We start from the raw sequence: 22,667 nt of genomic DNA, 5'->3' as shown, positions 1-22,667 counted from the left end.
TATGTTTCTTATAAACTGCGCGGTTCACTTTTATCAAATCACGAGTGAAGTCCTTCATTTATAACCAAATTTAGAGATAGAAACTCGAGTGGCAAGTTACTATACCTAATGCAAAAACATAAAAAACCAGATAAATGAAGTTATCTGGTCTTTTATTAGCAAGTTTTATTAATTATTCAGACGATTTGATAGCAGATGATAACTGCGCTCAATCACCGGCGCATCGACCATATTACCGTCCACTTTAAAGATGGCTTGCCCACTGCTTTCGTATTCTGCGACTACCCGCTGCGCAAATTCAATCTCGCTCTCAGTTGGTTGCAGGGCTTCTTTAACAATATCGACTTGCTTAGGATGGATACAAAGCATGCCTGACATGCCCATTTGCGACCATAGCTGCACACGTTTGTGCAGTCCCGCGCTGTCATCAAAGTCCGCATACACGCTATCAATCGGTGCGAGCAGTTGATGGACTTTTGAGGTTAAAATAAGCTGATAACGAATTTGATTGGCGATGATATCGGCTGATGCTGTGCCCACCTGTACCTGTAAATCATTGCATAGGTCTAAAAAGCCGTAGCTAAATGCTACCATACCGTGCGCTTCTGCTATCTCATCGGCACGATATAAACCAATAGCATTTTCTATCACTGCAATCACCGGCAGACCCGTTTCTTGGTTAACTTTCTCTATATCTGCTGCCTGCTCCGCTTTTGCTAATAGTACGCCTGCCAGCTTAGGCAGCTGCTGACATAGCGCTAAGTCTTTGGCAAATTCAGCACTACTCGCTTGATTGATACGTAGCCAAAACGGGCGATAGCTTTGCGCCTCATGCTCAGCAGCATAGTAGGCTTTTAATGCTGCGCGAGCTTGGGCTTTGTCTGCTTGCGCAACCGCATCTTCTAAATCAACAATCACTGCATCTGCCCCGCTAGCAAAGGCTTTTTCTACCCGATCTATGCGCGTTGCTGGCACAAACAACCACGTCTTAGTATCAGCAAGTGATTTGATAACAGCTCGGTAAATTGGCGATTCGATATTGGTATCGATACTCGTATTTTTATGGGCAGATGGATTGCTAGAAGGTAACATGCTCGATTCCTAGAGGTAGATATTCATCATATAAACACTTAACGTTATTGTGCCACGACAAAAGCGCTTGTAATAGCCCAATAACGCTAGTTGGTTATAACGCTGGATATTAAGATTCCTCTGGTTTATCAAATAACTTTTCGATAGGTTTACTATGGATTTTCGAGCTGTTAAACATCGATTTATTGCCAGTATCGCCTTCTGTCCAAAAGTTGATATTAAACTGAGCATCATCGCTTAACTCTACGCGGTGCCAATATTGCGGTGGACTGACCGCAAACTGTCCGGCGTTGATAACGACTGTTTTTTCTGGCTCAGTGGCCGCTTCGTCAGCGAAACCATAAAAAGTCACCGTACCTTGCATGACGCAGATTTGGCCGTAAACGCCCTCAGCCGTATTGTGATGGGTCAATAAAGCATTGGGTACTTTATCTTTGGTGAAGAAGTGTGTCGAACGTTTGATTTTCCAATGGCTTGGAATGACGGGATTAGGATTGGTTTGGGTATCAGAACTCATGATAACTCCTTAGCTGGTTTGCTGAGTATAGATTTTTATCTCAATCTGCCTTAAAACCAATATGCGGTTAAGTGTGTAATTGAGAATAATTATCATTAATATAAAATAGCACCTTTTAAAAGCTTTTACTAGCTTTGTATGTTTTGACTATCTATAAAAATGTAACACCTTAAATGCGATCGCCGCCCCATTAACGGTCGCCCTATCCATAAGTAGTATACAAACTACGCCCTATACTGCTTTCGCTCAATGGTGATGCTGCCCCATTATTGCTATTTTGTATCCATTACCAGCATCAGAATTTATAATGGGGACATTATTATGCATGCCAAAGAATTACTTGAGCTTGAGCGCCGTGATATCAGGGCGCTGCACTATACGTGGATTGCTTTTTTCCTCACCTTTTATGTCTGGTTTAATATGGCACCGCTGGCAACATCGATGCTACAGACAGAAAGCTATCTGACCCCTGACCACATCAAATTATTTTTAATCGCCAACGTCGCGCTAACGATTCCTGGGCGGGTTATCGTCGGCATGGCATTGGACCGCTTTGGTCCGCGGCGTGTGTTTTCTATCCTGATGGTCGTGATGGCGATACCAACATGGTTTTTTGCGTTTGGCAACTCGGCAACCCAGCTATTCGTTTCGCGCTTATTTATGTCGATCGTCGGTGCCGGTTTCGTCGTCGGTATTCATATGACCACCTTATGGTTTAAGCCAAAAGACATCGGTTTTGCCGAAGGTTTTTATGCTGGCTGGGGCAACTTTGGTTCGGCGGCGGCGGCGATTACCATTCCAACCGTTGCTTTGCAGTTCTTTGGCGGCGACGATGGCTGGCGCTGGGCAATTGCGCTATCAGGTTTGTTAATGGCCTTATACGGCGTGGCCTATTGGTTTTTGATTACCGATGGGCCAGAAGTTGGTACGCATAAAAAATCTCGCAAAGCGGGCGCGTTAGAAGTATCGACGTGGAAGGATTTGTGGTTATATTGCTTATTTATCATTCCTTTATACGGCGTCTTATCGCTGCTGGTGTATCGTACGCAAGCGATGGGTTTTTTAAGTGCCACTGGCGGGATTATTTGTTATAGCGTCATTATAGTGATGGTCATTTACCAAATTTATAAAGCCATTAGTGTCAACGTACCTGTGATCAAAGCGGGTATTCCAGAAGATGATAAATATCCCTTTAAATCAGTGGCGGCGCTAAACGTCAGCTATTTTGCTAACTTTGGCGCAGAACTGGCGGTGGTTTCTATGCTGCCGATGTTCTTTGCCGCGACTTGGAAACTTGATCCAACGGCTGCTGGTTTGATTGCCTCTACCTTTGCCTTTGTTAACTTATGGGCGCGGCCACTTGGCGGCTATATCTCTGACAAAATCGGTAATCGCCGTTTGGTGATGTTGGTTTATATGTTTGGTATCGGCATTGGTTTTGTGCTGATGGGCGTGCTTAATGCCGAGTGGCCGTTATTTATCGCCGTGGTGTTTACCATTTTGTGCTCGGTATTTGTACAAGGAGCCGAAGGCGCGACCTTTGGTATCATTCCCTCGATTAAACGTCGTCTGACCGGTCAGATATCAGGTATGGCAGGCGCTTATGGGAACGTGGGCGCGGTATTTTACTTATTTATTTACACCTTTGTAGAGCCCAATCAGTTCTTTTATATCATCGCGTTTGGCGCATTTGTCGCGTGGATTGTGTGTTATTTTTGGTTGGCAGAGCCCGAAGATGCCTTTGGTGATGAATATAAAATGTCCTCTGTCGATCGTCAGATTGCCGCAGAACAAGGCTAATTATTCATAATAGCTTTTTATCGAAAACAAAAACCCACTTAGCAAACGTTAAGTGGGTTTTTTAATGGGGGCGATATTTATCTCAGAGTAATTTTTTCTAAAATAATTTAACCTAAAACGATTTAAGCTAGCACCACAGGCACATGACTATAACCGCCCAATGGTGGCTGCTCACGCTCCAAAGAAAAACCCGCCGCTAAGGTGATATCTGTGAAATGGGCTAATAGTGCTTTAGTAGCAATTCTAAGCTGCCAAGTAGCAAGCAGGCGCCCTGGGCAGACGTGCTTGCCGATACCATAAACCACGTTAGCAGCGGCATGCTTTTGAGGGTCGAAATCATTGTCACCAAACACCGCTTCGTCGCGATTGGCTGATGTCCAGTTTAACTGTACGCGCGCGCCTTTGGGTAGCTTGTGCGCACCAATAGAGACGGGACACGTAGTGATACGGCGGTTTGAGACGAAAGGATCGTCAATTCGTAATATCTCGTCGATGATAGCCTCAAGTTCGCTATCAGTAGCTCGTGACCAGAAGTTTACTTGCTCAGGATGCTTGACAATATGAGCGATGATAACGCCGACACACAAAGCGATAGACCCCAAATCGCCGCCAGTCCAATTACGCAAAATAGAAACCAATTCGGCTTCGCTCAGCTCCCGCCCATCGATACGCTCACGGCACAATTGAGCGGTGACGCTATTCATATCAAGGCTGTTTTTAGTGACGTTGTTTATAGCAATGTTGTTTTCAGCAGTTTTGGTTTCAGCAGTGCTCGCTTTAAACATGCCAGCCACTTCGTCAGTATTACGATATGGCTGTAACACCGAGCGGATAATATCATCGAAGTCTTGCGCGACTTGTGCCATTTTTACGTCGTCTTTTGAGCGAGTAGCGCTGTGATTGTCGCACATCCATTGTAAAAGCCTTGGCTCCAATTCAGTAGGCCAGCCAAGCCACGCGCATTGGGCGCGTACCGCAAATACCGCGCCGATATCATCGACTGCATTGAGCATTTTGCCTTTTGGTAGCTCACTCATTAATTCGGTTGCAACCTTGTCAAAAACAGGGACATAATCCATCAGCGCTTCTTTACTAAGGTAGCCATCAATCAGCGCCTAAAATGCTCGTGCTCTGCGCCGTCCAAACCATTGGGTACTTGCAAAAAACGCGACACCTGACTGGAAAAACGCTTATCATCTAAAGCCGCCGCCACCACATCAGCATGGCGTAGTAACACCCACTCCCCTGCGTCATTATTTTTTATGACATCATGCGCTTGCCGTAAGTTATCGGTCAGGGCGCGCAAATCACTGTCTTTACAAATAGTGACCTCAGCAGTCGCATGAACGGTTTTTTGATCAAATAAGTTAGATGTCATCATAAATCCTTACAGCAGGTATTCGGTTTTGTAGCGCCTTTCAATTCTCTACATGTTGAGTTTATACTGCTAGGCAGCTTTATAAACAATAACCATCATACACGCAAATCCATAAGTTTTTAATGAACAAGGAAGTAATGGATAAGGAAGTCACGCTTAAAGCTTTCTTTATTTAGATAAATGATTGACCGTCCACACCGCCGCTTCTACACGCGTGCGCAGACCCGTTTTATTGAGGATATGTTTGACATGGACTTTTACTGTCGACTCGGCGATATCTAAACTATTGGCAATCATTTTATTACTCAGCCCTTCAGCAATCATCTGAATCACTTGCAGCTCTCGGCTGGTCAAATTACTGGCGATATCTTCGATACTGGGTGTGCGCAAGGTTTGGGCAAGTATCGAGGCAAGGTTTGGACTAATGACCAGCTCGCCGCGCAGGATTTTTCTGATATCAATGATAATCAGCTCAGGCTCCATATCCTTTAACAAGTAACCATCGACGCCCAATTTTAATGCCTCTTGGACATCCTCGCCGCTATCTGAAACCGTGAATAACACGGTCTTGGTATTGATATTTCTGGCTTTGATTTCTCGTAAAGTTTCGATACCGGTCAGTACCGGCATTTTATGATCAAGTATCACCAAATCCACGTCGTTATTTTCTAAAAATGCCAATGCTTCTTGACCATTACTGGCTTCGCCAACGACTTCGACATCGTCCTCAAGGCTTAGTAATTCAGAGATACCGCGGCGTAACATCGGATGGTCATCGACCAATAATAGACGCGCAGGCGACATGCTGGTATAAACTTTAGTGCTCATAACATACTCACAAATTAGAAAAAATGGTACAAAAACTCTCTTACTCAAAAAAACTGCTTAAAAAATCAAAAAATGGCAAAGTAAAAACAGCGAAAATGATAAATCTATTATCTAAAAGAGTAATTTTATTCGATTATAAATAAGCGTCTTGGGTATTTTTCTCATCAAAGAAGTTGGGCGCAAATCTGACCGTGACGATGGTACCCTGCGGTTGATTGTCTGTGACAATAAGCTCACCGCCGATGTTATGGGCGCGCTCTTTCATAATGATGAGGCCGTGATGCTGGGTTTGATCGACATTTCCTGACATGCCAACGCCATCATCGATGATACTCATAACGATATATTTATCACCGTCCTCGTACGCCAATTGAATCTCTACATTTTTTGCTTTGGCGTGACGGCTGATGTTTGATAACGCCTCTCTGGCAATCTGTATCAAATCTATCTGTTCAGTGGCGCTTAAATTGAGCGTCATAATCCGATTGTGCACGGTCATATTAAAATCGCCCTTGGAGGCAAACTCACTGGCAGCATCACGCAGTGCTTCATCAAAATTATCATTATCAATAGTCAAGCGGAACGTCACCAACAAGTCTCTTAACTGCTGATAAGCGGAGCCCAGACCTATTTTTATCTGCTCAATGTTTTGATAAACAGGCGCTTGTACTGGCTTACTGCCCACATTTTTTAAATGTCTCTCAAGAACGCTGACTTGGATTTTTAAATAAGACAACGACTGCGCCAAGGAATCATGCAGCTCACGGGCAATGGTTGAGCGCTCTTCAAACAAAATCAGCTGATGCTCTTGCTGTCTTTGTTTGCGCAGTGATAAGGCGGTACTGATTAAATTGGTCAGCGCCACGATGAGCTCGTCATTTTGCGCATCCAACTCGGCACTGACAAACGGAAAAATATTGCCCACTTCGGTCATTTGAATACGCTGTTCTGGTGTTATATTGCTATGACTATCAGCATTATCGTCGCCATCCGTGACAAAAGAGCGATTCATGACCAGCGTCGACTTTGGTCGTATGCGCAATTCCCCAAAGGTTTCTTGTTGATGGACGATAGGATAAGACTTGGTATGTTCGCCATTTTTAATGCCACAGCTTTCACAGCTCAGTTTTTTGCACAGCTCTTTCATTTTTTCGCCGTGCAGCACGATAGCATTTTTATTGGTGATATATTTATTTTGAATACACAAGGTAAATTCTAAATGCGGCAGCGCCTTGCTAAAGTCTGCAATCAAGTCATCGAGCTGGTATAAGCTCACTTGGCTGGTGGTCAGCGTTTTTGAAAAGTCATAAAACAGCGATAGCACTTGATTGGCTTTGACCAAATGCTGAGTTTTTATTTGTACTTCACTCTCAAGCGAGCGCTGATAGGTTTCAATCGTGCCTGCCATGTCATTAAATGAGCTGCCCAATACTTCAAATTCTCGGTAGCCTTTGATGGATACGCGCGTCTGGGTCTGTCCTCGTTTAAATTGGTTATTGGCTTTAATCAATTGCTGAATGGGCAGGAGTACCGATTTTTGCAAACGGCGCATGCCGATTAAGACGATAATAGCGATAAGCAGCAATGAGAGGATTTGTAAGTTTTGTTGCCATGTCTGGCGCTGCTCGTTTCGGTATTGCAGCTCACCGACGAAGTCATTGACATCTTCGATATAACGCGACGAGACGCTATAAAACCCTTGCTTATCTTGCGCCAATAACGCTGGCTTTAAATCTTGATACCACTGCTCTTTTATCTCTTTAAGCTGCTCATTGATGCGCACATGTCGATTGGCGCTCGTCAGCTGATAGACCTGTAATTCTTCGAGACGATTTTCCATATCGCGGCTGAGAATATCTATCTTTTCAGCGGTCGTTTTATTGGCAAAGTCTAATGTATCCTGTTTGGCGCTCTGCGCATTGGTTTTATCGCCTACGCTGTTTTGTCCGACATGTAAACTTGGACTAAAAGGATGGTCATCTGAAAAATCCGTGGCTATCTGAAAATTGAGACGGTAAGTTGCCATACGCACCGAACCTGCCACATTAATGGCCTCAGCATCCGACCTTGCCACCCATGCCAGTGCACCACTTCCTAGCGTAGACATCACCGCTAAGGTGGCTATGATCAAAATAGCGCCCCAAGCATGCAGCGATAAAGACTGTCTGTGTTGTTTAGACCTCATGAATGGCATTCACCTAGCAAATTAGCGAAAACAGGGAGTAAATAACACTATTAAAATCGTTCATTTTAAAACCGTCGACATTCAAAACCATCCGTATTTAAAATAACAAATGCGCTTATTAATCATTAAAAAACCAAACTTTTGGTAATAATTCTATTACTACTATACCCCTTTTAGCCATCAGTATACCACTATGTATGAATACTCATTATCCCGATAACAAAGTACCGTGAGTTATCATTTTTTATAAATACTTATTTTTTATAAAGACAATAAGTGAGGAAGAGTATGGGCAATAAATACAACTTCAAAGGTGGTACGCTCATTACTGACTGGCGACCTGAAGTAGAAGAGTTTTGGCAAGGCGGCGGCAAAAAAGTCGCCACGCGAAATTTATGGATATCTATTCCATCTTTGCTATTGGCGTTTGCAGTATGGATGGTATGGAGTGCGGTCATCGTGCGCTTGCCAGAGATTGGCTTTGATTTTGATGGCGGACAGCTATTTTGGCTAGCCGCGCTACCGGGGCTGTCAGGGGCGACGCTGCGGATTTTTTATTCTTTTATGGTACCTATTTTTGGTGGACGTCGTTGGACAGCGATATCCACCTTATCTTTATTAATACCCGCGTTATGGATGGGTTTTGCGGTACAAAACCCTGATACACCGTTTATTATATTTGCCATTATCGCCCTACTGTGCGGCTTTGGCGGTGGTAACTTTGCGTCGTCTATGTCCAATATTTCGTTCTTTTATCCAAAAGCCGAACAAGGTACAGCGCTTGGCCTAAACGCTGGTTTGGGTAATCTAGGCGTCTCTGTCATGCAGTTTGTGGTACCGATGATTATCTTAATTGGCGCTTTTGGTAGCTTGGGCGGCGATCCACAAGTATCTGACAGCGGTCGATTATTTTATCTACAAAATGCAGGCTTTATTTGGGTACCCTTTATCTTGCTATTTACGGCATTGGCTTGGTTTGGCATGAACGATATCGCCACTGCTAAAGCGTCGTTCAAAGACCAATCGGTTATCTTTAAACGCAAACATAACTGGATTATGTGTATCCTTTATATGGCGACGTTTGGCTCTTTTATTGGCTTTTCTGCTGCCTTCCCGATGTTGATTAAAAACTCCTTCCCTGCTATTGACGCACTTAAATTTGCCTTTTTAGGGCCTTTGGTTGGCGCGTTATTTCGCCCATTAGGGGGCTGGATATCTGATAAAACCAGCGGCGCAAAGGTCACGTTTTGGAACTATATCGTGATGGTACTAGCGGTACTAGCGGTGATGTACTTCTTACCTAGTGAGACCAGTGACGGCAGCTTTGTCGGCTACTTTATCTCCTTTATGGTGCTCTTTATTACCACTGGTATCGGTAACGGCTCAACCTTTACCATGATTCCGGTTATTTTTAGAACCTTTCATGACCGCCGTGAGCCTGAAAAAGCGGGTACAGAAGAGCTGTTTGTCGAGATACGTAAAGAGTCAGCAGCAGTGGTCGGCTTTACCTCAGCGGTTGCCGCTTATGGCGCTTTCTTTGTGCCAAAAATGTTCGGTTCAGGGCTGGGTATCGATGGCACCTTTATCTCTTTAATCATCTTTTATGTCCTCTGTATTGTGTTGACATGGTGGTATTACAGCCGCCCGAATGCTGAGATTCCTTGCTAAAACGGCTGTGTTATAAGTCCTTTAAAGCGACTTTTATACAAGCAAAACTAAATCTATAAAGTGCTACTTGCCCATGTAAGTAGCACTTTTTTTATTTTAAATTTTTACTGCTCATGATTGGCTTAACAATCAGCGTCACACGCCGTCACTGAGCAGCTATTTAGCCGCCATTTTCCAGTGCTTTTATTTTTAGCAGCTACTACTAAGGTGGTAGTGCTCTGCTCATGTTAGCGGATAGTAAGGGTGCTATGGCTTACTTAAAATGACGCTATTGAAATAATATTTACGGCTTAGGTGCATACCAATATCGAGTCAAGTACGACGATACCAGCATGCGGCACTCAGCTTTAGATACACCATAGGCAATAAAACAGAGGATAGCGAAATGAGCCATTTACTCGACCAATTCCGTTTTTTTAAACGTAAACAGGGCGAATTTTCCGATGGACACGGCGAAACGCGTGATGAGTCTCGTGACTGGGAAAACGTGTATCGTAGCCGTTGGCAGTATGACAAAATCGTGCGCTCAACGCATGGCGTCAACTGTACCGGTTCTTGCTCGTGGAAGATTTATGTGAAAAACGGCTTGGTGACGTGGGAAACCCAGCAAACCGACTATCCTGAAACCCGCCCTGACTTACCAAACCACGAACCACGCGGCTGCCCGCGCGGCGCAAGCTACAGCTGGTACATGTACTCAGCGAACCGTGTCAAATATCCAAAGGTACGTAAACCGCTACTTAAACTATGGCGTGAAGCCAAAGCGCAATATCCTGATCCAGTCGATGCGTGGGGCAGTATTGTCCAAGACCCTATCAAAGCAGAACAGTACAAATCTAAGCGCGGTTTGGGTGGCTTTATCCGCTCTACATGGGCGGAAGTCAATGAAATCATCGCTGCCAGTAATGTGTATACCGCCAAAACCTTTGGTCCTGACCGTATCGTCGGTTTCTCTCCAATTCCTGCCATGTCGATGGTCAGTTATGCTGCTGGTAGTCGCTATTTATCATTAATTGGTGGTGTTTGCTTATCGTTTTATGACTGGTATTGTGATCTGCCACCAGCGTCGCCGATGGTTTGGGGCGAGCAGACTGACGTGCCAGAATCAGCCGATTGGTACAACTCTGACTATATTATTGCGTGGGGTTCAAACGTTCCGCAAACGCGTACACCTGATGCGCATTTCTTTACCGAAGTACGTTATAAAGGCACGAAAACCGTCTCTATCACGCCTGACTATGCGGAAGTCTCTAAACTCACTGACTTGTGGTTAAACCCAAAACAAGGGACCGATGCGGCAGTCGCGCAGGCATTTTGTCATGTCATTATCAAAGAATTTTATCTTAAGCAGCCTAGTGACTATTTCTTAGATTACGCCAAGCGTTATACCGACTTACCTGTGCTCGTCATGCTAGAAGGTGAAGAAGGCGCGCGCCGTGCGGGTCGCTACCTGCGTGCTTCTGACTTAGTCGATGACTTGGGTCAAGAAAACAATCCTGAATGGAAAACCATCGCTTTAAATAATGACGGCGAATTGGTCTCTCCGCTGGGCTCTATCGGCTACCGTTGGGGCGAAAAAGGCAAATGGAATCTTGAGCAAAAAAATGGCACCACAGGCGCAGATATTGACCTAACGCTGACTTTAAAAGACAGTAATGAGACTTGCAAAGTCAGCTTTGATTACTTTGGTCATGTGGATCATCCGCATTTCACCTCAGTACCGGGCGAAGCGATACAGCAAAAGACCGTGCCTTGTAAAACCATTACCTTGGCCGATGGCACAACCGCTATCGTGGCGACCGTCTTTGATTTAACCGTTGCCAACCTTGGGGTTGATAATGGCGTTGGCGGCGAGCATGTCACCGATGACTATAACGATGCCACCGTACCGGGCACGCCTGCTTGGCAAGAAGTCATCACCGGTCTGAGCCGTGAGCGCGTCATTCAAGTCGCGCGTGAATTCGCTGAAAACGCCCATAAGACTCATGGTAAATCGATGATTATCATCGGCGCGGGTATGAACCACTGGTATCACCTCGATATGAATTATCGCGGCGTGATTAACATGCTCATGTTATGCGGCTGTATCGGTAAATCTGGCGGCGGCTGGGCGCATTATGTTGGGCAAGAAAAACTACGTCCTCAAACCGGCTGGTTGCCATTGGCATTTGCGCTTGATTGGCATCGTCCACCGCGTCATATGAACGGCACAAGCTTCTTTTACAATCACAGCTCACAGTGGCGTCATGAGACCATCTCTGCCCATGAAATCCTCTCGCCTCTCGTTGATAAAAAGTTTTTCCCTGAGCATATGCTTGACTACAACATTCAAGCAGAACGCGCAGGCTGGTTGCCTTCAGCACCGCAACTCAATCGTAACCCACTGACCATCGCTGCCAAAGCCGCCGATTGCGGTAAAGATGTGGAAGAATATGTGGTCGATTCTCTACAAGACGGCAGCTTACGCTTTGCTTGTGAATCCCCTGATAATCCTGACAACTTCCCGCGCAATATGTTTATCTGGCGCTCAAACTTATTAGGCTCATCAGGTAAAGGCCATGAATATATGCTGCATTATTTCTTGGGCACCAAAAACGGCTTGCTCAATAAGGAAAATGCAGAGGGTCACCTGCAACCAAAAGAAGTCGATTGGGTAGAAAAAGGCCCTACTGGCAAATTAGATTTGGTTGTCACCCTAGACTTCCGTATGTCTTCTACTTGCTTGTATTCTGACATCGTACTACCAACAGCAACGTGGTACGAAAAAGATGACATGAATACCTCCGACATGCACCCATTCATTCACCCATTAACTGCGGCAACCGACCCTGCGTGGGAATCTAAAACCGATTGGGAAATTTATAAAGGCATTGCCAAGAGCTTTTCTGAAGTCTCAAAAGGTCATTTAGGTGTTGAAACTGACGTTGTCACTTTGCCGATGCAACATGACACCCCAGGCGAGCTTGCACAGCCATTTGGTGGCACTGACTGGAAAACCGCTGGCGAAAAACCTGTACCGGGTAAAAACTGCCCGATGATTAAAGTGATTGAGCGTGACTATCCGAATACTTATGCCAAATTTACCTCGCTTGGCCCTGCCCTAGAAAAATTAGGCAATGGCTCCAAAGGTCTGAATTGGGATATGAAAACCGAGGTCAAACAGCTTGGCGATTTAAACCACCGCGTGACTGAAACGGGGATCTCTGAAGGCAGACCGCGTCTTAATACGGCGATTAACGCTTCTGAGATGATTTTGATGCTCGCGCCTGAAACCAATGGTCATGTGGCGGTAAAAGGCTGGGCTGCACTCTCTGAATTCACCGGTCGCGACCATACCCACCTTGCCAAATCTAGCGAACATGAAAAAATCCGCTTTAAAGATATCGTCGCCCAACCACGAAAAATTATCTCAAGCCCAACGTGGTCAGGTATTGAGTCAGATGAAGTCAGTTATAACGCCGGTTATACCAACGTCCATGAGCTGATTCCTTGGCGCACGATTACTGGTCGTCAACAGTTTTATCAAGACCATCCTTGGATGCAAGCGTTTGGCGAGCAAATGCAGCAGTATCGTCCACCGATTGATACCAAGACCACTGAGCTGCTCAAAGACGCTAAGCCAAATGGTAATAAAGAGATTGTACTGAACTTTTTAACACCGCATCAAAAATGGGGTATCCACAGTACCTACTCTGAAAACTTGCTCATGCTAACCCTAAGCCGTGGCGGCCCTTGTGTTTGGATGTCGGAAGTCGATGCCCAAAAAGCTGGCATCGTCGATAACGATTGGATTGAGCTGTTCAATGCCAATGGTGCTATCACCGCTCGTGCCATCGTCAGCCAGCGGGTCAAAGAAGGCATGACCATGATGTATCACGCCCAAGAAAAACTGGTCAATATTCCCGGTTCTGAGCAAACAGGCACGCGCGGCGGTATCCATAACTCAGTCACTCGGACGATTTTGAAGCCGACCCACATGATTGGTAGCTATGCCCAGCAGTCTTATGGCTTTAACTATTATGGCACCGTTGGTTGTAACCGTGATGAGTTTGTCGTGATTCGTAAAATGTCAAAAATCGACTGGTTAGAGGACAAACCCGATAACGAATTGCCACGTCCGTTACCAACCACCATTGAGGATTAAAGCGTTTTCTTCTATTGAAAACCTGTCGTTTTAAAAGACATCTTTTGAAACGACATGATTGAAGAATAAAGGCTGCTTTTTCTACTAATATTTGGAGCACAGATCCATGAAAATTCGTTCGCAAGTCGGCATGGTGCTTAACCTTGATAAATGTATCGGTTGTCACACCTGCTCAGTCACCTGTAAAAACGTCTGGACCAGCCGTGAAGGTATGGAATATGCGTGGTTTAACAACGTTGAGTCAAAACCCGGTATCGGCTACCCCAAAGAGTGGGAAAACCAAACCAAATGGAAAGGCGGCTGGATACGTAATGCCAACGGCACCATCAATCCGCGCATCGGTGGTAAATTCAGAGTATTGGCTAATATCTTTGCCAACCCTGACTTGCCAGAGATTGATGATTATTACGAACCGTTTGATTTCGATTATCAGCATCTACATACCGCCCCTATCAGCAACCATCAGCCTATCGCCCGCCCGCGCTCAGCCATCACCGGCAAGCGTATGCAAAAGATTGAATGGGGTCCTAACTGGGAAGAAATCCTCGGCTCAGAGTTTGAAAAACGTCGCAAAGATAAAAACTTCGACAACATTCAAGCGGAGATTTATGGCGAATACGAAAACACCTTTATGATGTATTTGCCGCGTCTGTGCGAGCATTGCTTGAACCCTACGTGCGTCGCATCATGCCCAAGTGGCGCGATTTATAAGCGTGAAGAAGATGGCATCGTCTTGATTGACCAAGAAAAATGTCGCGGCTGGCGCATGTGTATCTCAGGCTGCCCGTATAAAAAGATTTACTATAACTGGAAATCGGGCAAATCTGAAAAATGTATCTTTTGTTATCCGCGTATTGAAGCAGGCTTGCCAACGGTTTGTTCAGAAACCTGTGTTGGTCGTATCCGCTATCTAGGCGTACTGCTTTATGACGCAGACAAAATCGCCGAAGCGGCAAGCACCCCTAACGAGCAAGACCTTTATCAAGCGCAGTTGGATGTATTCTTAGATCCAAACGACCCTGCCGTTATCGCTCAAGCGTTAAAAGACGGTGTCCCGCAATCGGTTATTGATTCAGCGCAGCGCTCACCAGTTTATAAGCTGGCGATGGATTGGAAACTTGCGCTACCGCTACACCCTGAGTACCGCACGCTGCCTATGGTTTGGTATGTGCCGCCGTTATCACCGATTCAAAACGCTGCTGAAGCGGGCAAAGTCGGTATGGATGGCCTCATTCCAGATGTCGACAGCTTACGTATTCCTCTGCGCTATCTTGCCAATATGCTTACCGCAGGTGATGAAGAGCCAGTACGTTTGGCATTAAAACGTCTACTTGCTATGCGTAGCTATAAGCGTATGCAACTGGTCGAAAAACAAGAAGTACAAAGCATTTTAGATGATGTTGGCTTAACCAAGCTACAAGTTGAGGAAATGTATCGCTACTTAGCTATTGCCAATTACGAAGACCGCTTTGTGATTCCAACCGCCCATCGTGAAGAAGCCTTAAGTGATGCCTTTGCTGAGCGTAATGGTTGCGGCTTTACCTTTGGCGAGGGCTGTTCAGGACATTCTGACAACAGTATGTTTGGCCAACGTAAAGCCAATCGCCGCGATTTCATCGATACTGTCCAAAAGTGGGAGTCATAAGATGCAAACTACTCAAGTTCATACTAGCAGTTCAGTAAATGACATTATTGAGACGCCGATGATTGGCACTTCAGACTTAAAAATACTCAAAGTCCTAAGCTTACTTATCGACTATCCAAGCAATGAGCTGTTTTTAGGCGATACGCTTGCCGATTGCACCGAGATTGTCGCCAAATCAACGCTGATTAGCCCAGAAGTACGAACGCAAATCATCGACTTGATTGAAGATTTAATCGATACCGGCTCTCTTGAGGCGCAAGCGCGTTATGACGGTCTGTTTGAGCGCGGTCGTTCTTTATCATTGTGGTTGTTTGAGCATGTACATGGCGAATCGCGCGACCGTGGTCAAGCGATGGTCGATTTGATGGGTCAGTACGAAGAAGCTGGCTTTGCCATTAGCGTTAAAGAGCTGCCTGATTATCTGCCTTTATATCTCGAATTTTTAGCCTATCAAGCGACCATTATCGAAGACGATATTCAAATTCGTATGGATATCGCTGACGTTAGCCATATCATTGCGCTGCTTGCTGCCAGATTAGAGGATCGCGGTAGCCTGTATAAAGGCTGCTTTAATGCGCTATTGCAAATCGCGGGTAAACCGCTTGAGATTGTTGAAGAGTATCAAGAAAAAATCAGCAAAGAAAAGCGCGATGACAGCTTTGAAGCCTTAGATAAAGAATGGGAAGAAGAAGTAGTGACGTTTTTAGATGCGCAACAAGAAGAGCGCTGCCCGTCACAGACGAGTACCCAAAACCTTGCGGCAAAAGCGGGCATAAAAAACGCCGCTGCTACAAATGCGGTCGATGCCCCTGTGCACTGGGTAGACTTTAAAACCAACCAACCGGTTAAACCCTAATAAGGAGAAAGGACATGAATATCGCAGATCCTAGTGTACAGTCTTTAGCCAACCTCAATTGGCTGCAAATTTTCCTTTTTGGTGTTTATCCGTACGTAGCCTTGACCATCGCTATCATCGGTACTTGGGTACGTTTTGATTTATCTCAGTATTCATGGAAGACAGGTTCGACCCAGATGCTCAGAACCAAAAACATGCGCCTTGCCAGCAACCTATTCCACGTCGGTATTATCGTGGTATTGCTCGGGCATTTATTTGGGATGTTGACGCCGCATTTTCTTTATGACCGTTTTATCAGCGCGGGTCATAAGCAGATTTTAGCGGTGGTCGTCGGTGGTATCGCGGGGGTGTTTTGTTGGTTTGGCTTAGTCATGTTGATGTGGCGACGCTTTACCGATGACCGTATCTCAAACACCTCATCGTTCTCGGACAAATTGGTACTGGTGCTGTTATTTATTCAGCTTAACTTAGGGCTACTGTCTATCTTTACCTCAGTGAAGCATTTAGATGGCTACACCATGATGAATCTGGCCGGCTGGGCACAAGATATCACCGTCTTAAGACCTTGGCAGGCAGCAGCACGTATTGAGCAAACTGACCTTATTTATCAGCTGCATATGGCGCTTGGCATCACCCTGATTGCGATATTCCCATTTACACGGCTTATCCATATTATCAGCGCGCCAATCTGGTATTTCGGTCGCCGTTATCAGATTGTCAGAGAAAAACGTTCGCAATAGAAACGTTGCCAATAGAAATAGCCACAATAGCGATACAGCATTGATGTTTGGATGAAGTTACGATACTATAAGATTCATTTTTAATGAATCTTATAGAAACCACTCAATTATTAGACGGTTAAATGCTTAATCCCAGCGCTTTTTTAACAGTTTAATGATGGTTTTCTTAATGACGGCTTTCTTAATGACAGTTGTCAGATTCATAATTTGAGCTTCAATCCCAAAACTTATCAATGTGAAATATCACTAAAGGATCCACCATGGCGTCACCAAAAACCCTAGAAATCGTGAAAGCAACTGTTCCTGTACTCGAAGAACATGGAACCGCGATTACTACCGTATTTTATAAAAATATGTTTAACGAACATCCTGAACTACTGGATATTTTTAATGAAACCAACCAAAAACTAGGTCGTCAGCAAACCGCACTTGCCATGACTGTTTTGGCCGCAGCCAAGCATTTGGAAAAATTGGCGACACTATTGCCGCAAGTTACCCAAATCAGCCATAAACATCGCGCTTTGCAAATTTTGCCAGAGCACTACCCGATTGTTGGTCATCATTTATTGGGTGCGATTAAAGAAGTACTGGGTGACGCTGCGAACGATGACATCATCAATGCTTGGACAGAAGCCTATGATGAAATCGCTTCGGTATTTATCCAAATCGAACATGGCATGTACGAGCAAGAAATGTGGTCAGGTTTTGCGCCGTTTAAAATTACCGAAAAAGCAGAAGCCGCGACTGACATTGCTGCCTTTACTGTCGTTCCTGTAAATGCTGATATTGATTTAAGCAAACTTAAATTGTCTGCTGGTCAATACATCACGGTTAAAACTGATCCAAAAGACAGTAAGCATATAGCTCTACGTCATTATTCTTTATATTCAGCGAATAGCGATAAAGGCATTCAGTTTGCCGTTAGACGCGACAATCGTAATGAGCATAATGGCTTAGTGTCGAACTACTTACATGACCACTTAGACGTTGGCGATACGATTTTACTATCTGCCCCTGCCGGTGATTTTGAGCTTAACCAAGAGCTAGTACAACAAAACGAAATCCCATTGGTATTGGTCAGCGCGGGTGTTGGCGTGACGCCAATTTTATCGATGTTAGAGGCGCAAGTAGCGGCCAATCCACTACGCCCTATTATTTGGGTTTATGCTTGTCAGAATAAAGAACATCATGCCTTTGACAGCAAGGTTAATGAGTTGCTTGCCGCCGCTGAAAACGTAGAAAAGCATATCTTCTACTTTGAGTCTGGACAAATTCTGGATGAAGCATGGCTTGCTACTTTACCGAAGCCTGCCGATATTTATGTTTGTGGTTCTATGATGTTTATGGAAAGCATCATCGACGGTTTAATGACCCTCGACCATGGCGTTGATAGCGTTCATTACGAACCCTTTGGTCCGAAGATGAGCCTAGAGTTGGCTTAATATTATCAGTCTAACTAAGTATTTAAGCATTGAGTAAGATAGAAAATGCGCTCAATACTTGGTTAGAGATAATATAAAGTCAATTAGCAACAGCCATAGAGCCGCCTTTAAACGCTTCATCAGTGCGTAAACAATTTAAAGGCGGCTCTATTTTTTTATTTAATTTTTGACGTAAAACTTTAATCGTATTTAACGATATTTATCATCCGATTCCTTTTATCAGAACCCTTAATGGAGCAAAAGCCATGACTGTTAGTACCTACAATCCAGCCGATCATACCAGCAACCAAAACGCTCATGCCTCTACTGCTGCCAATCATATAGCAACTGGTAATGGGGATGATATTCTGCGGGTCATGCCAACCCTATCCGACTTGCAAAAACCACATTCTGACCAAGAATTTATCGAAAAAGCGATGGCGGAAGAACGCAGCAATCATAAGAACCTGATTGCCTCTAGCCGTGATGAGCTGCCTTCAGTGACGGTCAATGGTGTGATGATAGATAGAACCAATATCGCCCAAGAGCTGCAATATCATCCAGCGGAGAACAAAGAAGATGCAGTATTTCTAGCGACGCAAGCACTGGTGGTGCGTGAATTACTCAGACTGGCTGTGTTAGATGAGCCAAGTCTTGGTGAAACGGCATGGGAAAACGATGAAGAGCAAGCCATTTCTACTTTAATAGACAAAAACGTTCAAGCAACGATGCCAGATATGGCAACCTGTGAGCGCTATTATAGCCAGAATATTACTGATTTTAAGACCGATCCTATCATGACCGTACGCCATGTTTTATTGGCATGCCCGCCTGAAGATGGCGATGAGCGCTTAAAACTTAAAAAAACCGCCTACGAATTTATCGAACAAATCAAAAATAATGCCAACCCCGATGCTGAATTTATCCAACTGGCGCGCCAGCATTCAGCTTGCCCATCAAAAGAGCAAGGCGGCGAGCTTGGCATTATTAATAAAGGTCAGACTGTACCAGAATTTGAAGGCGCGTTATTTAAAATGGATGCAGGACTGGCGCCAAGCCCTATCGAGAGCCGTTACGGTTTTCATGTTGTCGACGTGCTAACCAAAGAGCCTGGCATTCAGATGACTTATGAGCAAGTCAGCCCTGCGATTCATAATAAGCTGAGCCAACAAGCCTTTCACCAATCCTTGTGCGATTACTTATTTACCTTAGCAAACGATGCCGTTATCGAAGGTATCGAGATGTCGCTTGAACAAGAAAACATATTCCGCGGCTAAACAATCTATTTTTAGTCAATTAATTTTCATATGATAAAGCCGCATTGATGATAGGTAATGATGATATAAAGTAGCTCGTATGGTATAACGTATCTTGTTAGGTTATACCATCTCGATAGCTAGATGACTTTAGGGCGTGTCTTCATTTTAAAAATGGTGATAAAAATGAGATAAATTGCAGTCAAACAAGGAAAATAGCGCCGTTAATATCGGGATATTACCTAGCTATTTGATGAAGTTTGGCAAAATTTAGCCATTTTTAGCCCATTTAGATGTCCATCGATTGAATTGAAGACACGCCCTAGCCGTTGTATAAGCTAAATAGCTATCTCAGTTCAATACCAGTTCAATATATATAAATAAAATAAGTAGGGATTTATGATTACTGTCGCAGGGCTTACCGCAAAAATAACGCAGCGTATAGAAACTTATAACAATGACGATTTTCCGCTCCTCAAAAGAGATATCGTAAGCTATGATCTATTAGACAGTCGCAATCATATCTTGGCAACGGATATCGTCTCGCCGTTTGCTGTCCCTAGACAAAATCTGTCGGCGATGGATGGTTATGCGCTAGCGCAAGGTAGTACGCTTGACGCCGAAAGCACGATTGCGATCGTCGGTGAGTCGCAAGCAGGTAGTCCTTATCGTGGTGACATTGTCGCAGGACAAGGGGTGCGCATCTTTACGGGTGCCGTCGTTCCGGACAGCTGCGATACGGTCGTCATGCAAGAAAACACCAATTTTGCCGCGATAAAAGACCATATTGATAAATCAAAGCATTATGATATTACGCTTAGCAAAGCTGCTAAGGCCAATGACAATATCCGCAAGCAAGGCGAAGAGATTGAAGCTAAGGATGTGGTATTACAAAAGGGTAAACGCTTAAATCCTACTGATATCAGCCTATTAGCGAATTTAGGCTTTGATAAAGTCGATGTTTATCAGCCTTTAATCGTTGGTGTACTCGCAACGGGCGATGAATTGGTGGCGATTGGCAATGAGCTAACCAGCCTAGCGCAAATCTATAATTCCAACACCCCGACACTAAAAACCTTACTCTCAAGCTTACCCGTCACTGTCCGCGATTATGGCATCATTGCTGATGATTTAGATAAAACCACCGCTGCCGTAACCCAAGCGATGCAAGAGTGCGACGTCCTTATCTCTACCGCTGGCGTATCGGTTGGTGACTATGACTTTTTAACCACCGTCATTGAGCAGCTGGGGCAGATTAATCATTATAAAGTCGCCATGAAACCCGGCAAACCGTTTGTCTTTGGCGAGCTGACGCAAAATCTTGCCAAGCCGGTACTATACTTTGGTTTACCCGGCAATCCCCTATCAACTGTCGTTGGCAGCTTACAATTTGTCATTCCCGCTTTGTGGCAAATGGCAGGCGCTGCACCACAAGAGCGACCCATGCAGCTTAGCCTGACCGCTACCCTTAAAAACGATATCAAAAAATCAGCCGGACGGATGGACTTTCAAAGGGGCATTATGTCGCAGAATACAGCTGGTGAGTTTGAAGTAGAAAGCTTTAGCAAGCAGCAATCGCACCGTATCAAACAACTGAGCCACGCCAATTGCTTTATTGTCTTAGCGCAAGATTCTGGCAATGTAGCCGCTGGCGAGCAAGTATTGGTTCAGCCTTTTCCTTGGTTATATAGCTAAACGCTGTGTTATTAATAAGGACTGCACTATTAATCCTTACATAGCGGATTAATGGTTACATAGTTAATAACTCTTTATGCCATTAATCGTGAGAAACTGAGGGTTTGCTATCAAATGCTATCTACTACTTTGGTGGTAGTTTTTAGCTTACTTACGGTGAATGGTTATTTGCGCGCAAGCTGTCATAATTAACTATAAATGGAATTTCCCACTCACAACCTGAGGCAACGCCTAAAAGTACACACTATACTTAATATTAATGGTAATCATCTATGAACCATCTTGCCCCCAACGCAGGCAATGTGCAATTGTACTCGCCTGCCGCTGCACCCGCTAATTTTGACGGTGACTTGTCGTCGAAAACGGCTCTCTCGTCAACGTATTCTCCGGTCACGCTCTCTCAACCATTAACCGATGGTTTCGCACGACGTCTTACCTATTTGCGTTTATCGATTACTGATTTCTGTAATTTTCGCTGTGAATATTGCCTGCCAGATGGCTATCAAGGTAAACCCCCACAAAACGAACTCAGCGTCACGGAAATTGCTACCCTAATCCGCGGCTTTGCCCAAGTTGGCACCAAAAAAGTTAGGATTACCGGCGGTGAGCCCTCTATACGCCGTGACGTGGTAGACATTATTAAAACCATCAAAAACACCGAAGGTATTGAAACGGTTGCTATGACCAGCAATGGCTATAAGCTTGGCAAGCATTTGGCTGCTTGGCAAGCGGCTGGACTGAATCAAATCAATATCAGTATGGACAGCTTTGATGCTGCGACTTTTCATAAGATGACAGGCTTCGATATGTTGCCGCAGCTGTTGGCTGATATGGATACCTTACTTGCAACTACCGATATTAAGCTAAAAATAAACAGTATCTTAATGGCAGAAACCGCCTTTGAGAATCTTATAAATGCAATCGACTATGTCAAAGAAAGAGCGGTCACCTATCGCTTTATCGAATTTATGCAGACCAGTGACAACAGCGATTTGTTTTTTGCCCAGCACGCACAGTCTGACATCATCACCAATTATCTAATCAAGCACGGCTGGCAAACCCATGTGCGTGGCAGCAATGACGGTCCAGCGATAGAATATAGCCATCCAGATTATAAAGGCCGTATCGGCATGATAGCCCCTTATGCTGCCCATTTCTGTGACAGCTGCAATCGTCTGCGGGTCAGTAGTCAAGGTAAGGTGCATCTGTGTCTATTCGACCAAGGTAACTACGATATTCGTCAGTATCTCGAGCAAGACGATGTCGCAGGGCTTGTGAGTACACTGCATAGCTTTATGCCGATTAAACCTGAGCATCATCATCTTCACGAATCAAATAGCGGCATGATGAATAATTTGTCGATGATTGGCGGTTAGAATCAAAAATATACTAATAATCAAATTTTTCATTTTTTATCACAAGCGTATTTATTAAGGAACATT

At 44.6% G+C, this 22,667-nt stretch carries 16 protein-coding genes; 10 read left to right on the top strand and 6 right to left on the bottom strand.

From position 1 onward, the window contains the following. Positions 1-168 precede the first annotated feature (168 nt). The gene (locus JMX70_RS00825) at positions 169-1,092 is read right to left on the bottom strand and encodes an HpcH/HpaI aldolase/citrate lyase family protein (protein ID WP_227671109.1); all 924 of its coding nucleotides are present in this window, start codon (positions 1,090-1,092) and stop codon (positions 169-171) included. Positions 1,093-1,201: 109 nt separating this feature from the next. After that, positions 1,202-1,609: a DUF1971 domain-containing protein gene (locus JMX70_RS00820; RefSeq protein WP_144297173.1), complete on the bottom strand. Its 408-nt coding sequence runs from the start codon at positions 1,607-1,609 to the stop codon at positions 1,202-1,204. Between the two features lie 321 nt (positions 1,610-1,930). Between JMX70_RS00820 and JMX70_RS00815 the strand changes: the two genes are divergently transcribed. Continuing rightward, positions 1,931-3,409: an MFS transporter gene (locus JMX70_RS00815; protein ID WP_201588802.1), complete on the top strand. Its 1,479-nt coding sequence runs from the start codon at positions 1,931-1,933 to the stop codon at positions 3,407-3,409. A 122-nt stretch (positions 3,410-3,531) separates the two neighbouring features. Here JMX70_RS00815 and JMX70_RS00810 read toward each other — a convergent pair whose 3' ends face one another. The 4 genes from JMX70_RS00810 to JMX70_RS00795 all read right to left on the bottom strand — a co-directional run bounded on the left by JMX70_RS00810 (position 3,532) and on the right by JMX70_RS00795 (position 7,800). Further along, a complete protein-coding gene (locus tag JMX70_RS00810) occupies positions 3,532-4,488 on the bottom strand; it encodes a cytochrome P450 (RefSeq protein WP_201588800.1) in 957 nt (318 codons plus the stop codon). A 29-nt stretch (positions 4,489-4,517) separates the two neighbouring features. Continuing rightward, the gene (locus JMX70_RS00805) at positions 4,518-4,787 is read right to left on the bottom strand and encodes a hypothetical protein (RefSeq protein ID WP_201588798.1); all 270 of its coding nucleotides are present in this window, start codon (positions 4,785-4,787) and stop codon (positions 4,518-4,520) included. A 168-nt stretch (positions 4,788-4,955) separates the two neighbouring features. After that, positions 4,956-5,615: a two-component system response regulator NarL gene (narL, locus tag JMX70_RS00800; RefSeq protein WP_201588796.1), complete on the bottom strand. Its 660-nt coding sequence runs from the start codon at positions 5,613-5,615 to the stop codon at positions 4,956-4,958. 133 nt (positions 5,616-5,748) lie between these two features. Next, complete coding sequence (locus JMX70_RS00795) at positions 5,749-7,800, bottom strand: histidine kinase (RefSeq protein ID WP_201588792.1); 2,052 nt, start codon at positions 7,798-7,800, stop codon at positions 5,749-5,751. Between the two features lie 288 nt (positions 7,801-8,088). Here JMX70_RS00795 and JMX70_RS00790 point away from each other — a divergent pair, with 288 nt between their 5' ends. The 9 genes from JMX70_RS00790 to moaA all read left to right on the top strand — a co-directional run bounded on the left by JMX70_RS00790 (position 8,089) and on the right by moaA (position 22,601). After that, the gene (locus JMX70_RS00790; protein ID WP_200663285.1) at positions 8,089-9,468 is read left to right on the top strand and encodes a NarK family nitrate/nitrite MFS transporter; all 1,380 of its coding nucleotides are present in this window, start codon (positions 8,089-8,091) and stop codon (positions 9,466-9,468) included. 385 nt (positions 9,469-9,853) lie between these two features. Next, positions 9,854-13,612, top strand: coding sequence for a nitrate reductase subunit alpha (locus tag JMX70_RS00785; RefSeq protein ID WP_201588790.1), 3,759 nt, complete (start codon positions 9,854-9,856; stop codon positions 13,610-13,612). A 106-nt stretch (positions 13,613-13,718) separates the two neighbouring features. Further along, positions 13,719-15,257 carry a nitrate reductase subunit beta gene (narH, locus tag JMX70_RS00780; protein WP_144297179.1) on the top strand — a complete coding sequence of 513 codons (1,539 nt, stop codon included), beginning with the start codon at positions 13,719-13,721 and terminating at the stop codon, positions 15,255-15,257. Positions 15,258-15,315: 58 nt separating this feature from the next. Further along, positions 15,316-16,113, top strand: coding sequence for a nitrate reductase molybdenum cofactor assembly chaperone (gene narJ, locus JMX70_RS00775; protein ID WP_201589628.1), 798 nt, complete (start codon positions 15,316-15,318; stop codon positions 16,111-16,113). 14 nt (positions 16,114-16,127) lie between these two features. After that, complete coding sequence (gene narI / locus JMX70_RS00770) at positions 16,128-16,853, top strand: respiratory nitrate reductase subunit gamma (RefSeq protein ID WP_201588788.1); 726 nt, start codon at positions 16,128-16,130, stop codon at positions 16,851-16,853. Between the two features lie 260 nt (positions 16,854-17,113). Next, entirely contained in the window at positions 17,114-18,295 is a 1,182-nt protein-coding gene (locus JMX70_RS00765) for a globin domain-containing protein (RefSeq protein WP_201588786.1), read from the top strand. A gap of 245 nt (positions 18,296-18,540) precedes the next feature. Continuing rightward, positions 18,541-19,551 carry a peptidylprolyl isomerase gene (locus JMX70_RS00760; RefSeq protein WP_201588784.1) on the top strand — a complete coding sequence of 337 codons (1,011 nt, stop codon included), beginning with the start codon at positions 18,541-18,543 and terminating at the stop codon, positions 19,549-19,551. 378 nt (positions 19,552-19,929) lie between these two features. Beyond that, the gene (locus tag JMX70_RS00755; RefSeq protein ID WP_201588782.1) at positions 19,930-21,225 is read left to right on the top strand and encodes a molybdopterin molybdotransferase MoeA; all 1,296 of its coding nucleotides are present in this window, start codon (positions 19,930-19,932) and stop codon (positions 21,223-21,225) included. A 272-nt stretch (positions 21,226-21,497) separates the two neighbouring features. Further along, positions 21,498-22,601: a GTP 3',8-cyclase MoaA gene (gene moaA / locus JMX70_RS00750; RefSeq protein WP_201588780.1), complete on the top strand. Its 1,104-nt coding sequence runs from the start codon at positions 21,498-21,500 to the stop codon at positions 22,599-22,601. Positions 22,602-22,667 lie beyond the last annotated feature (66 nt).

Source organism: Psychrobacter pulmonis (genome assembly GCF_904846465.1).
GTDB lineage: Bacteria > Pseudomonadota > Gammaproteobacteria > Pseudomonadales > Moraxellaceae > Psychrobacter > Psychrobacter faecalis.
This window is presented reverse-complemented; position numbering and strand designations above follow the sequence as displayed.